We start from the raw sequence: 14,462 nt of genomic DNA on the forward strand, positions 1-14,462 counted from the left end.
CGCCCGACAACCCCATGCGCGCTTTCCGTCACCCCCATGCGCCGTCCCCATCAAGCCCGGGCGTGAGGGCCCTTCGACAAGCTCACGACGAGCACGCCGGCTCGGACTCCCCACATCTTGCGATGACGTTCCGCATGGCGCGGCAAGTCCGAGCCGGGCCGCCCCCGGCAGGGGTTTTCACTGCCTTTCCAATCGCCCCCACCCAAGGGCCCCCGGCAATGACCGACCGATTTGAACATGTGTGAGAAGGCCGGGGATCGACGAGCCGCGACCGTCAGGGAGCGGTCAAAACACGCATCAATAAGCGGCGCCGTGACCGCTCCCTCACGGTCGCGGCTCGTTAAACTCCGCCCACCCACACACGTTCTCATCCCGCGCGTTCCTGATTGAGGCGCAGCAGGTTGGCGAGCACCTTCTGATCGACCTCCGCCCGGCGCTCGGTCAGCGGATCGTCCGACGCCAACGGTTGGCCCGCGCCGGTGTCGCGCCAGACCTCAGCCCAGTCCTCCGACCATGCCCCTGCGGGATCGACTGCCGCATACGCTGCGAGCACTGCGCGATCGAGCTTTTCGTGCGCCAGTTTGAGCCACGTCGGGCGTTCGTTGTACAGATTCGTGAGCGTGCGCTTTTTGAGCCGCGCGTCTTTCGCCGCCGCCGCCATGACCACCGATTGCCTGCGCTCACACGTCAAATTCGAGTACCGCGCGGGAGCGCGATCGAGATGACGGATGCGGATGCCCCTGCGCTCACACGTCAAATTCGAGTACCGCGCGGGGGGTGTGGCTGGCTGTGCGGTGTGTTTCCCCCTGCGCTCACACGTCAAATTCGAGTACCGCGCGGGCGACCTGTCCTCACCAGAGAGCCACTTATCCCTGCGCTCACACGTCAAATTCGAGTACCGCGCGGGAGGACTTATGCAATACGCGGCGCAATCTGCAATTGCGAAAATCCGGGCGCAAAAAAACGAGCGATCGATGAGCGCCACATGCAAGGCGCGAGCGCCATTAATGCATGTACTTCTCACCTTCAGGCCACGCAGGTTGGCCTTCAGCCGCCGGACCGCGATTGCCCTTGGGCTAGCGTATCCTTATCGGCGGCCTCAGATTGGTCTGTCAAAGATCGAGTGGGTATGGACTGTATCTTACACTGGTCGGAGATAAGTTTCTCAATATCGGGCGTGGCGATGTTTCGCGCGGCGTTGTAATCGGGGTCGGCCTCAAATCCGCATTTCGGAGCCGGACAAACGAATCGAGCGACGTAGCCGTCCCGCCGGGAAGCGTCACGACGGGCACGGTCGAATTCAACATGAATGAAGCCGCATCGGCTGCACCGCCGGCTGGTGAATTGCGGATTGATCTTCCGGAGCGTCAATCCGGATTCCTTGGCCTTGTATTCCAAAAACTGCTGCAACTGATGATAGCGCCATCGCGCGCCGATGAATGTTCCGCGCAGCGCGTCCTTGAGACTCGCAAGGTCTTCCATCTGTATCACGCGGGCGCCATGACTAAGGGCGAAGTCGATCACGGACGAAGAGAGTTGGTGGTTGAGTGTGGTGTAGGCGTGGCTGATGCGGCCTTCGAGTTTTTGGATCGGGCGGAGCTTGCGTTTTCGCCCGTGACCTGAGCGTGAAGTCTGCCCGCTGAGGGCGACTTTCCCGCCGGCCTGCATGCTGCGCCTTCGTGCGACGATCTGATTCTGGAGCGAGCGGATGCGCGCGCCGAGCGAAGAAAACTGGCGGCGTCCGAGGCGTGCATGACCATCATTGATCGCAACGTAGATGGGGCATGATACGCCGATGTCCACGCCGACAATTCGGTCAGCACTGCTCCGCGGCGGGTCCGCGGCGGGGAAGTCATAGGTGATATAGAGCCACCATTTGTTGTCACGGTCATCGTGTTTGATCTCGAAAAGGCGTTGACGGTAGCCGTCGGGATTTTGGGACGGGTTGGCCAGAAGCCGATCCAGCACGGCCTGCGCTCCCCCGCCGATGTTGCCGGTCTGGATGACCACGCGCGGATAAGGGCGCAGACAAAGCATCAGGTCAAGCGTAACGTCGCCGTTTTCGACACGCGCCAATCGCGCGTGATTGCGTTTATCGCATCGGAGCGGTATCGCCATATCGAGGCGGTACGTCGGCAACGACGATTTGCCGCGAATGACCTCCTGCCATTTCGATTTTCCGGTGGCCGCGCGAATTTTATATTGTGACAAGGCGCCGACGACGGTATCCGGCAGCGCTCCTGTTTTTGAAAACCGGTCAAGTTCGTCCGCTCTTACGCCTTCTTCATCAAGCATCCGGCGCAGACGCCGATTCAGCGCGCCCGGCGTGTCCAGTTCATATGTCTCCGCGCGTCCGGTGCGCCACATGTGAAAACCAAGATACGCTTCGCTCACAGCCAGATTCGCAAGTCGATAGACCCGGTAGCGCGTATCCCGCAGTAGTTTCGCCAGATCCTGCCATGTGCCCGACACGGGTTTGAGGATGCGAAGCCGAAGCACTTTGACGTGGCGCTTATTTTTGATGACCGGCGAATCATTCATGTAAATCCCCGAGGCTATGCTGGAATTGAAACAACAAACATCGTTAAGGGCAAAGAACGGGCGCGACTCATGTGCCGTATTGTGCGGTTCGCGGGGCGGGTGGCAAGTCGGGGCGATGCGGGGGACGCATGACGGGCCGGATTCGACGCACGGAAAAACCCCCCGGCGGAGCCGGGGGCTGATGGGTGGAGGGGAATTTTGCGTTTTGAATGTCCACCGTCAGCCCCCGGCTTTGCCGGGGGGTTCGTTCGTTTGATCGCATCGCGTCAAAGAAGATCGTCCGCCTTGCCCGGCTCGATCGAGTTGCTACAATGCCCGACTTCCCGGTTGCGGGCGTAGCTCAATTGGATAGAGCACCTGACTACGGATCAGGAGGTTGAAGGTTCGAGTCCTTCCGCCCGTACTCACAAACCCCTGCAAATGCAGGGGTTTATCTTTGCGCTCGATTTTGATGTTTTGGAGATTTTCGCGCCGTGCTACGCTGGTGCTACGGCCGCAAGTTTTTGTGATCCGGCGCAACAAAAACGCCCGCAACATCGGTGTGACGCCCCGGGCGCAGCGGCGGTCAGCGCCTGAATGATGAACGCGCGCCTCTGTTCGATGAACGTCGCCGGTGGAATCGGTCCGGCGGCGGTCATCGTTCAATCTCCCGAACGGGAAGCGCCCCGCAGGCGCGCGGGGTGATCGGAATTGACGCCGCGTCCGTGTCGATGCGCCGTTGCCGCTCGATGGCCTGCTCGACGTGCGGGTCGATGCGGGATACTTCGACGCATCGAAGGCGGTGACGCCTCAGCAGGTCTTTCAACGCCAGCTTGAGCGCGAGCGTCGCGGCCTGTCGGTCGCCGGGGTGTTCGACGGTGATTGTGAATCGCTCGCTCATCACACTACGGCCTCAAAAAAAAACCCGGCATCGCGCGAACGACGCCGGGCCAGGATTCAGCCGTCGCAAACGATGCGATCGGTTGGAGTCGATCAAGCGCGGGCCGCGAGGGTGACAAATTCGGATTGCTCAAAGCCCCGCGCGTCGGTCAGCGTCGAGTTGTAGAGCGGCGCGCCGTCGTCGCGGATGACCTGCTTAAACATCAGCTCGTCCGTCGTGAACCCGACGTGCATCGACATGTCAATCCGCATCGGCTTCCGCAGATACGCGTACGCCTTCGGCACGACGCAGATGATGTCCCCCGCGTCGCCCAGAAGCTGCGCCGCCTCGGTGAAGTAGATCGGGCGGCCCAGCAGCGTAGACGGCGCATCCGCGCCGCGTCCGGGTTCGTAGAGGAACGTGTCGCTGTTCGTCCCGGCGAGATGCGCCGTGATGAGCTGCGTGTACGTGCCGGGGTGCGCCAGCCAGACGGCGGAATCGTAGACGCGCACACGCTCTCGCATCTTCACGATGTTCGTGCCGACGATCGTGTCGGCCGTCTGACTGCCTTCCTTGTCCACGGTGTACAGCGCCCCGCAGTTCGTCACGCCCAGCGGCTCGCTGACACCGGTTCCTTCGAGAAAGTCCAGCGCCATCAGCAGCGACGCCGCGCGTCCGAAAAGTTCATTGAGCATCGAGCTAATGCCGATGCCCGAATCTTCGATGAGTTCGTTCGTCACGCGCACCAGCCCGGCGGCCTTGTGCAGTTCGGCCTTGCGGCTCTGAAACTTGACGGAGTTTTCGTCAATGTCATCGCTTTCAGCGGTGCGGGAAAGTTTGTAGTTGCCCACCTTCTTCGAGCTTCGATCGCGGTCCGCCAGAATCGGGAATACCGCGTTTCCGTTGAGCGGCTCAAACTGCCGACGCATGGCGAGCCACGGCGTTTGTTCGTCGGCGCTCATCACGACTTCCGTCTCGAAGCGCTCGGGCACGAGAACGCCGCCGTATCCGTCGCTGAATTTGTTGTTGCCCGCGAGCGGCTCGAGTCGCTTGTCGTAATGCGTCCCGGTTTTCGCGTCGCGGATGGCGCGCAGGTATTCGCCCAAATTTCGGAATCCGCCGTCGTCGAGATTATCAAGGTCGGCCTTCGACACCTTCGGCGTTTCGCGCCAATTCGCCGTCCCGTCAACGTGAACGGTGCGGCCGTTGCCGCGCGCGAACGGGTCGAAGTTGATGTCGGCGGTGCGACTGCGGCGGATGCCTTCCTCCTGATTCATCGCGGCGACCTGAGCCAGCGCGGACAAAGTTTCGGCCTTGTCGATAAGCCGGTCGGCGATGGGGTCTTGATCGTTGGCGCGCGCGGCGTCGAGCAGTTCCGATCGAATCTCGGCATGTTCGGTCGTACTGACCGGCTGGCGGCCGCGCTGACGCGCGATCAATTTGTCGGCCTTCGCCAGAATTTCGGCGGGGTTGGGCTTGGTTTCGTTGGTCATTGCCATTTTTGAAAATCCATTTCGTGTTTCGTGTTTGTCAGGTTTCGTAGCACTTTCCGCCGGGGTTTCGCGTCGTTGGCGCGAGGCGGCGGACATGTCGGCGGGCCGTTGGCCGTTCGACTTATTCGGGAAGCTGACGCAGGCGGTGGCGCGCCCACGCGCTGACGATGTCGTGCGTTGTCGCGGCGAAGTCTCGCAGAACGTCGCGCCGCTCGTCGGAGAAGATGCGCACCAGCGCGAAGCTCGCGGTGAGCGCGTCGGCCAGATCGCCGTTCGTCCAATCGCAAGCATTGAATCGCGGCATGGTCGCTTCGATCGGCGTCTGCGCTGTTTCATTGATGACCCGGCGATCCTGTTCGTCGCTAAGCCACGCCGTCAGCCACGCGCAGAACCGCGGCGCTTTCGCAGCCATCACGCCGCCGCAAAGCTCCGACAAGTCGGCGAGGTCGGCGTCGGTGAGCCGGTCAGGGTGTTTGAGTAAAACGATTCCGGCGTCGTGGGCTTCTTTGCTCATGGTGTTTTACTCTACGGGGTGCGAATGTGGGCGCTTCCATCACATGGAAAGTCGCGGCGATTATTCGAGCAAGTAAACGAAGCGCGCGGCGCATTGTGTGCAGCGTGCCCATCGCTTGATCGTGCCGTCGCCTTGTCGGTTGCTTCGATCGTGATGCAGTTCGACGCATCCGCAATTCGGACAGCGCGGCCGCGCGAAAGTCAGCAGCCCGCGCGGGCGGTCCAGCCGGGCGATCGTGCGGCTCAGGTCGGCGTCGGCCGCGTCGGGCCGGGGTCGGGTTCGCTTCGTAGCTTTGACGTTCATCATCGTGACCAGAGGCAATAAAATCGTGAAAAAATTTGCGATGGTGACGCGACCGGTCTACGCCTCATGCCTTGTAGGGATTTTGATACCCCTCCCCCTCGGTCTCGCACACTCGCACACTTCCGCACAGGTGTTTCCCGTTTACCTGTATACGAAGGCGCATTAGCCGTTAACTGGAAATAGGTGTGCGAAGGTGTGCGAAGGTGCGGATTACTCATTGCTCGGCCCTCTCAACGCGATTCCGATGCCGTCGAATCCCTTGCGGCCTCGCCCGCCTTGCGTGATGTAGCTTTCGTTGACGCCTTCGATTCGCCTCAGACGGTCATACAGTCCATGCTGGGCCAGCGGATACGGGATGCGTTCACGGTCGGCCCATCGCTGATACGCCTGCCACAGATCGCCGCGTGATGCCCGGTATCCGTTGCCGATGATGCAGTCCGACGCGAGAAACTCCGCGAGCACATCCTCATTGCCCCTGTAGTCGTCCGTCGCGCTGACCACGGCCTGCGGCTCGGCCAGGTCGTGCCCGTCCGCCTGCCATCGCAGACACGCGCGTACCCATCGGGCCAGAATGGCCGGCGCTTCCGCCTTCAGCTTCTCCGGTAGTTCCCGATCCTGTTCGGCATCGGGGATCGTGATGGTGAAGGGGATCAGGCGCAGCCGTCGCCAGACCGCCGTCGAATCCTCAGACACGCGCGGCCGATTGTTCGTGACGAGGATTGTCTTGTGCGTGCGCGTGAAGTCGAAGTAGTCCCGGCGCATGAACCGCCCGGTGAGCTTCGCATCGCCGGTGAGCTTCTTCACCATGCCAACGCGCAGCTTCTTACCCTCGTCCGTCTCGCTGGCGATGGTCAGCCGTAGACCGTGCAGCCCGGCGACTTCTGTTGCATGTTCGTCATGCGCCCGAGCCGTCAGTAGCGAATCGGGCGCAGGTGCGGCGTAGTCGCCCATGATGCCCAGCACGAGGTCGAATAGCGTGCTTTTACCGTTCGCGCCGTCGCCCCACGGAATGAACAGTAGGTGGTGACGGGTGTCGCCGGTCAATGCGTATCCGATGAATCGCTCGACATACTCAATCAGGTCGGCGTCGCCGTCGAAGATTCGATTGACGAAACACTCATAGACTGGGCAAGCTCCCTCCATGTCGATCGCGACCGGGGCCAGCTTCGTGATGAGGTCGCCCGGGTCGTGTTCTCGAAGTTCACCAGTCCGTAGATCAATCGTGCAGGTGGCGCAGTTGAGCAGCATCGGGTCAGCGTCGAGTTGATCGACCTTGACCGCGACCGCCGGTTCGCTCTGCGCCAGCTTCATCATCGCGGCGCGTCGATGCGCCGATTCGCTCGCCCGCGCCCAGTCCGCCAACGCCGCGCGCGCCGCAGAATCGTCAAGCTCAGCGGCCTGACGATACATCGCCCGCACGGCGCGCTTGGCATACTGCTCAACTTCGCCGGATACGTCCCTCTGCCATCGGACGCCCGACCAGACCAGCCATGTACCCCATGCCGCGCAGTATCGCAGCGATTGCCCGAACATGCCGACAAGGCGCTCGGCGTTCCCGGTGTCGGTGAGCGCGAACACGCGATCGTCATGCTGAACGGCTTTGTCCTGATCCGCCGGCGCTGGCGTCCATAATGGCGCGGCCTCGGCGAGCCGATGTATCTCATCGCGCAGCGCGTCCGTTTCGATCGCGTCGCGCGCGGCGATCCAGTCCGCCAGGTCGCCGCCGTCGTCGAGTCCTTCGAGCCGGACAATGCGAATCGTGCAGTCCAGCGCGTGCAGGATCGTGGCTACGTCCTGCGCATACCTCTCACCCGGTTCGTCGGCGTCAGGAAAGATTGCAATGTTACGTTCGGCCAGCGCAGACCAATCCGTCCGCCGCGCCGACTTCGAGCCATGCGCGCTGGTGGTGGCGTTCAACCCGATCGACCGCGCCGCCTCGACGACGCCCTCACCCTCGACGACGATGACGATACCTTCGCCGAGTTCGCCACGCCGATAGAGCGGTAGCTTGCCTGATGGATCGCCCAGCGCCCAGCCGCCGGCCTCGGTGTGGATCGGCGCAAACGTCTTGTCGTCGCCGCGCTCGAAGCGCAGCACGACGTATCCATTTGGATACACAAACCGCTGCGCCAACGTCCAGCCCGCGCCCTGCCTCTGTTCGATCGACCAGAGCGCCGCCGCTTCGGCTCGTTCGCGGGTCGGATGAATCGTGCGCGGCTTGCCGATCGACTTCGCTTGCGGCATGGTCGTCGGCGTCGAACCGTCGATCGGCTTGAACGTCACGCCGCCGTCGTCGTGATGTTTGATCGCATTCCATCCGCTCGGCGCGTCGGCGATTCTCATACAGCGATGCGCATCGCCGGATTTGCCGCACCAGTCGCCCTTGCCGCAGATCGGACAAGGCGCGTCGCGCGATACTTCGCGCCAGTCGTGGTCGTTGTGTGTAATATTCATTGTGCCAGTTTCCTTTGCCCGTGCCGCTGATGACGGTGCGGGCATTTTTCGTTCCCGCTGGGCTTTTGATGTCATCGGAAAACGCGCGTCAGCATGGGTCGGCGTCAAGCGCGGACGTGGAGGTGGACGTGCGGGCGTCGATCCAACGGTCCAGCGCATCGCGCCGATACATGACGCGCCGCCCGACTTTCACGAATGGCAGCGCATGCCTGCCGGTGCAGCGCCAGACCGTCAACGTCCCCTCGCTGACGCGCAGGTATCGCGCCGCCTCGCTCGGCGTGATTAGTGATTCTGTCGCGGTGGTGTTCATGGTGTTCGCTCCGTTATCGTGGTGTTCGATTCGCGTCTATTAGCAAGGGGCAAAAGTCGCGCGAAAGGTAGCGTGCCACTCTGTCCGGCGCATGAAAAAACCCCGGCTTTTCCGGGGTATTCAGCACGAAAAAAATATCAGGTAGCGCCGGGCAGGTAGCGCGCTACCCTGCCGCGCTACTCATCGTCCACGGCTTCCAAGCTGCCGTCAACGGTCTTGTATCCGCGCCGGACCCGGCCCGATTTGGCCTGATTATCGCGCCATGCTTTCCACGTCGGATCCCGCTTGACGTGGCCTTCGCTGCATCCTGCCTCACTCGCCACGCTCGCCACGGTCCACTTGCGGCCGGGGTCTTTGGTCAGCAGCAGCTTGATCGTGTCCGCTTTGGTTAGCGCGGCCTTCGATTCCGCCGAATCTGAAAATTGCGTGAGCATGATCGACGCGGCCTCAGCGGCGTTACGGATTTCGTAGCATTGCAAATCGCCCGCGCCGCCGTTATGGACCATCACGCCCGGCGCATGCTCGAAAAGGCGGGCGAGAAACTCATCGACGATGCCGCCCAACGCCTCCTCGCCGGGTCGCCCCTGCGCCATTGCGGCGAGTCTATGGAACGTGCGCCGTGATTGATTCTTCGCGCGGACAAGATAGGCGGTGCGACCGTGAATGACGTTGAGATTCGCTTCGATCGTCGGATCGCTTTTCGCCAGTTCGTCGAATCGCCGGGCGAGTTCGGCGTAGTCGATTGTGGTTTTCTTACTTCCCATTGTCGGCCGCCTTCCGCCCGCGCTTGGGCATGTAGTTGATCCATTGCGGCAGCGGCTCGCCTGCGATCGTCGCGTCGATCGCGTCGGCGAGGATGCAGAACGCCCGCCGGGCCAGTTCGGCGTCGGGGCGGTTGTAGACCTTCGCCATGCCCGCCCCGCTCTCGTGGTTCGTGATGAGGTTAAGATATTTTTCCGGGCATCCGGTGTCGCCTGCGATGCTCTCGGCGGTGCGGCGCAGGTCGTGTACGTTGATGGCCGGGTCGATCTTCGCCGTCGTGCAGGCGTCGTTGACGATGTACCGCAGCGTCGTCAGATTGCGACCGTGCCGCCGACCGGGGAATACGTAGGCGTGATCCTCGGCTTTGAGCTTCCGTCGGCTCAGGATCGCCACTACCTGCGGGGCGAGATACACGACGTACTCCCGCCGCGTCTTTGTCTTGCCTTCGGGGATCGTCCATGTGTGCGCCGTCAGGTCCACTTCTGCCCATTCCGCCGCCAGCACGTTACCGCATCGCTGGCCGGTGTAGAGCGCCAGCTTGAGCGCGTCGGCCATCACAGCCCGATCGTCGGCGTTGACGGCTTGCATGAATCGCGGCAGTTCGTCCGCCGACAATCGCCGGTCGCGCGGCGTTTCCTCCGCACGCTCGAACCCGAGCGCCGGGTTGGCGACTTCCGCATCCTCGCGGGTGATCGCGTGGTTGAATACGGACCGCACCAGCCCGACGACGCGGTTCGCCATCGTGGGCTTGCCGTCGTCGCTGGCGATCTTGTCGTGCAGCTTCCGCACCATACCCCGGCTCACCTGCATCAGCCGCAGCCCGGCCCACGGCTTTAGGTAGAGGTCGTACTGATTGCGGTATTCGTAAACCGTCTTTTCCGACTTGGGGCGCTTCCGCCGGGGCGTCGGGGCGGTGATGAATCGCTCGAACGTCTCGCCGAAAGTCAACTGGCGGCGCTGGCGCTGCGCCTCGTCGAAGGTGTCGATGCCGTCCGCTCGACGGCCGGTCATCTTTTGGGCCTTGTCACGCGCCTGTTCGACCGTCATGCCTTCGCCGACGCCGCCGGGCTTTGCAAAGACGCCCAGCGTTTCCCGCTTGGGCCTGCCGTTGACGCGGCCGACTAGATAGAACGTCTTGAGTCCCCGCTGTGTGACGCACAGCGCGAACCCCTGCGGCGATGCCGGGTGCGTGTCATAGACGTAGTACCGATCGCGGTCATCAGGCGGGGCGAGGTCGCGCAGCGCGGCCTTCGTGAATCTGATGCGGTTCGATTCGATCGTCGTCGCGGTCATGGTCGGGCCTCCGGGGTTGTTTGCCAAACGTCCTGATTCCGTCTCGTGCAACGCTCGTGCTACGCTGTGCATCAATTTCCGTTAATTTCAGTGTTGCACGGTACACCCGAATACTACGCGAAACATCGGTAAAATCAATCTCGATTAACGTCGGTATATCAGGAGGTATAGCCCGATCGTCTGACTACGGATCAGGAGGTTGAAGGTTCGAGTCCTTCCGCCCGTACTTTTCATTTCAAACTTTAGTCAATCCACCGCGCCGGGGAACAGATGGATATCCTCCGGCCGGGCGTCGAGGCCGGTGCTGTCGGGGACGGCGGGGACGTTGACGGTCGGGATGGCTTTGGAGAGGCGCTCGATGATCGGCTTCATGGCCGGGTCGCCGGCAAGGTTGCGCCATTCGTTGGGGTCGGTCTGGTGATCGTAAAGCTCTTCGTCGCCGGTGGCGTAGTGAATGTAGTGATAGCGCGTGTCCGAGACGGCGTGGTTGTTGGTCATGAACGTGGTCACGACCGGCGGATGCGCCGCGGCCGGATCGCGAAGCTGCGGCGAGAGACTCTGACCCTCCAGCGATGCGTTGGGCTTGAGCCCGCAAAGATCGACCAGCGTGGGGTACACATCGATGAGCCCGGCGGGCTGATCGCATCGCTGGTGCGCCTTCATGTCCGGCGCGATGACGATCATCGGCACGCGCGTCTCGCGGGTCCACAGCGCGCGTTTATCCCAGCGGTCCTTCTCACCCAGCGCGAACCCGTGATCGGAAAAGAGCACGATGACCGTGTTCGCCGCATCGGGCCGCTTGTCCAGCGCATCGAGCACGCGGCCGATTTCGTGATCGACGAATTCGATGCTCGCCAGATACCCCCGCACCGCGCGATGCCACTGGTTGTTGTCGACGACCCATTCGTGCCGCGGCGACACCTTGGCGTAGGTCAGCGCCTTGGCGTAGTCGCTGATGTCGTCGCGGTCGGTCTTCAGATACGGGGGCAACTGAATCTGATCCTCCGGCGGAAGCTGGTCCCACCACTTGGCCGGCACGAACCACGGCACATGAGGCCGGCAGAATCCGACCGCCAGCAGGTACGGCTTGTCGCGCGTCTTGCCGAGCTGCGCGACGGCCCAATCGGCGGTCTTGTCGTCGGCCATCTGATCGTCGCGCTCGGGGAACGCGCCCCAATCCCACAGCGGCGTGCCCTGCTTGTAGTTCATGCGCTGTTTGGGCAGCGGGCCGAATCCGCCGCGCGGACCGTACTCGTCGAACGTATCGGTGTGCGACGAGTTGTGATAAACCTTGCCGCAGCCCATCGTGTGGTATCCCGCGGCGGTGAAATACTGCGGGAGCGTCAGGGCGTCCATGAGCACGGGCGAAACGCGGAACTCGATCGGACCCAGCAGGTACACGCCGGTCGTCGAAGGCAGGCGGCCGGTCATGAAACTGGCGCGCGAGGGATTGCAGATCGGGGCCTGGCAGCGCGCGTTGGTGAACACGGTGCCGCGTGCGGCGAGCTTGTCCATGTTGGGCGTCTTGACCTGCGGATGTCCGCCGAGGAATCCGACCCAGTCGTTGAGATCGTCCACGACGATCATCAGCACGTTGGGCCGATCGGCGGCATGCGCTGTCGATGAGATGAGGATCACAATTGCCGCGAGCGCGAGAAAGAATTGCCTCATGTTGCATCCACCTTGTGCGGGTTGATCGGCCTGTGTATGTTACGCCGTTAGACGAGGCATGAAAGGATCGGCTTTATGTCCAAACGGAACGGCGTCGTCTTCATTGCATGCGGACTTGTCCTGTCGCTGGCGAGCGGCGCACTGGCGCATCCCGGGCACATCGGTCACGGACTGGAAGGCGGATTCATGCATCCGCTGTCCGGTTTGGATCACCTGCTGGCGATGATCGCGGTCGGACTCTGGGCGGCGCAGGTCGGCGGGCGCGCGGTGTGGGCGTTGCCCGCGGCATTCGTGGGGTGCATGCTCGTCGGCGGAGCGATCGGGCTTTCGTCGATCGAACTGCCGATGATCGAAGCGGGCATTCTCGCGTCGGTGCTGGTGCTGGGGCTGATGGTGACACTGGCGGCGAAGCTGCCGTTGTCTGTGAGTCTTTGCATTGTCGCGCTGTTCGCGCTGTGTCACGGTTATGCCCACGGTCACGAACTTCCCGGCGGCGCGAGCGCGGCCGAGTTCGCCATCGGATTCTCGCTGGCCACCGCGCTGCTGCATGCGGCGGGGATCGGGCTGGCGATGATCGTCGGCCGACAGGCCAAACCCGTCTGGGTCCGCGCGTGCGGCCTCGCCGTCCTGATCGGCGGCGCGATGCTGGCGTCGGGCGTGCTGTGAATTGAGGCCTCTGAATGACTTGTCGTTCCGGGCGAGATCGGCCCGAAGGGCCGGGTGAAGGGGCGTCCAACCACTGACCGCGCACGCTGCCGAACGCGCCTCAATTCGGGGCCACCCTCACCCCAGCCCTCTCCCGGAGGGAGAGGGGGTTCAGAATACTCAATCGGTTTTACGATTCGCGCGGCGGGCGGTGCTCGATGTAGCGGCGCTTGTGCTCGAATGACGGGGCGGCGTCGCGGCGAAATTCAGCGAAGGCCTCGACGGTCACATCCACTTGGACATTCAGATGCTGTTTGAGCAGCGCGGTGAGCCGTTCATCGAGATGGTCCGACGCGGCGGGACGTTCATTGCGTTGGAATCGGGCGACGAGTCGGTCGCCTTCGCCGCGCATCTGGAAATCGCCGGTGAGCAGGCCGGCGATGGCGGGCTCGGAGTACATGGCGCGTTTGACATGCTCTGGGTAGACATCGACGTCGCCGACGCGCACGGACTCGCCGCGGCCCCAGATGGCGATGCAGGGCAGGGGATGCGGCGGGGTCAGGTCCTCGCGCCCGATCGAGCGGAGCAGCGCGCCGACCTCCTCCCATGTATACACACGGGCCCAGTCGTCGGTGGTGTAACGGACGAGGGGGATTTTGCGTTTGGGGTCGAGCGTGGTGATAAGGACGCGCGGACGGCCATCGGAGCGTTTGTCGTTTTCGATGTAGAACTGACGCGGATCGAAATGGACGAAGCTCGGCAGGAAGGGCGCGTCGCCGAAGAGCGTGTGATGAACAGTCGCATCCTCAAGAGCGGTGCGGCGGATGGCGCGCGTGGCGTGCGTCTCCTGTCCGAGACTCAGGGCGACTTCGGAAATGCCCAGACTCACGAGAATCTGCCCCATGTCGGGGTTCTCGGGATCGTGCCCGAGCAGGTCGCCGAGGTAGATGCGGCAATGCTCGGGCATGACTTCGGCGCCGGTGACAAGATGCACGACATGCTTTTTCCAGTCGAGTCCCGAGTCGATGCCGCGCTCGACGACGTGCTTGAGGAACGGGTGTTCGGCGATGATGAGAATCTGCTGGAACTCGGCGCCCATCTTGTCGATCATGGCGAGGACGGCGTCGGCGCGCGTGGAGGTGTTGACGACGGTGGCGAGGCGGCTGGGCGTCTGCACGCCGGCGGGCAGGGCGTTGATGACGAGCATCTGCCGCCGCCGCGCATCGAAGTAGAGGTCGAACATTCGATCGATGTTGGCGCGGGTGCGGGCTTCGTCTTCGTAGGTTTCGGCGCCGAAGGAGTACGTGCCGGAGAATCCGCTGGAGGTGTAGACGCCGACGGCGTCGGTGAGCTTGCCGTCAAGGCAGAGCTGCGACAGCGGATAGGTGGCGAAGAGGGAGAGCTTGCTGGTGACGGGGACGCGTGTCAGGTCGGCGAGGCGGCGGATCTGGCGCGGATCGACGCGGGCGCGATCGAGGATCTGCCGGTAGGCGGGCACGCGTGCGGCGGTCTGCGCGAAGATGCGCAGCGCTTGAGCCGCCGATCGACTCATCAGGCGTCGGGCGATCCAGCGCGTGAACCGGCTCCCCCGTCGCTTGGGCTTGTCCATATCTCCAT

General features: G+C 62.9%; 11 protein-coding genes, 1 tRNA gene, 1 pseudogene and 1 CRISPR repeat array. Of the genes and pseudogenes, 2 read left to right on the forward strand and 11 right to left on the reverse strand.

What is annotated here, in order from left to right; genetic code table 11:
- Window positions 1-538 precede the first annotated feature (538 nt).
- Both GC162_16315 and GC162_16320 read right to left on the reverse strand, forming a co-directional pair.
- Window positions 539-655: pseudogene (locus GC162_16315) on the reverse strand (adenine methyltransferase).
- 17 nt (window positions 656-672) lie between these two features.
- A CRISPR array of direct repeats spans window positions 673-909; the repeat unit is 37 nt; unit sequence CCCTGCGCTCACACGTCAAATTCGAGTACCGCGCGGG.
- A gap of 138 nt (window positions 910-1,047) precedes the next feature.
- Window positions 1,048-2,541, reverse strand: coding sequence for an IS200/IS605 family element transposase accessory protein TnpB (locus GC162_16320; protein MBI1370203.1), 1,494 nt, complete (start codon window positions 2,539-2,541; stop codon window positions 1,048-1,050).
- Window positions 2,542-2,870: 329 nt separating this feature from the next.
- Between GC162_16320 and GC162_16325 the strand changes: the two genes are divergently transcribed.
- Window positions 2,871-2,944: transfer RNA gene (locus GC162_16325), tRNA-Arg, on the forward strand.
- A gap of 231 nt (window positions 2,945-3,175) precedes the next feature.
- On the opposite strand, the gene GC162_16330 is transcribed toward GC162_16325, so the two are convergent.
- The 8 genes from GC162_16330 to GC162_16365 all read right to left on the reverse strand — a co-directional run bounded on the left by GC162_16330 (window position 3,176) and on the right by GC162_16365 (window position 12,200).
- A complete protein-coding gene (locus GC162_16330; protein MBI1370204.1) occupies window positions 3,176-3,421 on the reverse strand; it encodes a hypothetical protein in 246 nt (81 codons plus the stop codon).
- Between the two features lie 92 nt (window positions 3,422-3,513).
- Window positions 3,514-5,229, reverse strand: coding sequence for a phage major capsid protein (locus GC162_16335; GenBank protein MBI1370205.1), 1,716 nt, complete (start codon window positions 5,227-5,229; stop codon window positions 3,514-3,516).
- A 238-nt stretch (window positions 5,230-5,467) separates the two neighbouring features.
- Complete coding sequence (locus GC162_16340; GenBank protein MBI1370206.1) at window positions 5,468-5,710, reverse strand: hypothetical protein; 243 nt, start codon at window positions 5,708-5,710, stop codon at window positions 5,468-5,470.
- Between the two features lie 210 nt (window positions 5,711-5,920).
- Entirely contained in the window at window positions 5,921-8,323 is a 2,403-nt protein-coding gene (locus GC162_16345) for a hypothetical protein (protein MBI1370207.1), read from the reverse strand.
- On the reverse strand, window positions 8,253-8,474 hold the full coding sequence (locus tag GC162_16350) for a helix-turn-helix domain-containing protein (GenBank protein ID MBI1370208.1): 222 nt from the start codon (window positions 8,472-8,474) through the stop codon (window positions 8,253-8,255). The genes GC162_16345 and GC162_16350 overlap by 71 nt, the downstream gene beginning before the upstream one ends.
- A 176-nt stretch (window positions 8,475-8,650) precedes the next feature.
- Window positions 8,651-9,238 (reverse strand): hypothetical protein, encoded by a 588-nt coding sequence (locus GC162_16355; protein MBI1370209.1) that lies wholly within the window; start codon window positions 9,236-9,238, stop codon window positions 8,651-8,653.
- A complete protein-coding gene (locus GC162_16360; protein ID MBI1370210.1) occupies window positions 9,228-10,601 on the reverse strand; it encodes a tyrosine-type recombinase/integrase in 1,374 nt (457 codons plus the stop codon). Before GC162_16360 ends, GC162_16355 begins: the two co-directional genes overlap by 11 nt.
- Window positions 10,602-10,775: 174 nt before the next feature.
- Entirely contained in the window at window positions 10,776-12,200 is a 1,425-nt protein-coding gene (locus GC162_16365; protein MBI1370211.1) for a sulfatase-like hydrolase/transferase, read from the reverse strand.
- 75 nt (window positions 12,201-12,275) lie between these two features.
- Here GC162_16365 and GC162_16370 point away from each other — a divergent pair, with 75 nt between their 5' ends.
- Window positions 12,276-12,866, forward strand: a complete 591-nt coding sequence (locus tag GC162_16370; protein ID MBI1370212.1) for an urease accessory protein UreJ — start codon at window positions 12,276-12,278, stop codon at window positions 12,864-12,866.
- A 169-nt stretch (window positions 12,867-13,035) separates the two neighbouring features.
- Here GC162_16370 and GC162_16375 read toward each other — a convergent pair whose 3' ends face one another.
- On the reverse strand, window positions 13,036-14,454 hold the full coding sequence (locus GC162_16375) for a hypothetical protein (protein MBI1370213.1): 1,419 nt from the start codon (window positions 14,452-14,454) through the stop codon (window positions 13,036-13,038).
- Window positions 14,455-14,462: the final 8 nt, after the last annotated feature.

It is taken from the genome of Planctomycetota bacterium (assembly GCA_016125255.1).
Taxonomy (GTDB): Bacteria; Planctomycetota; Phycisphaerae; order Phycisphaerales; family Zrk34; genus RI-421.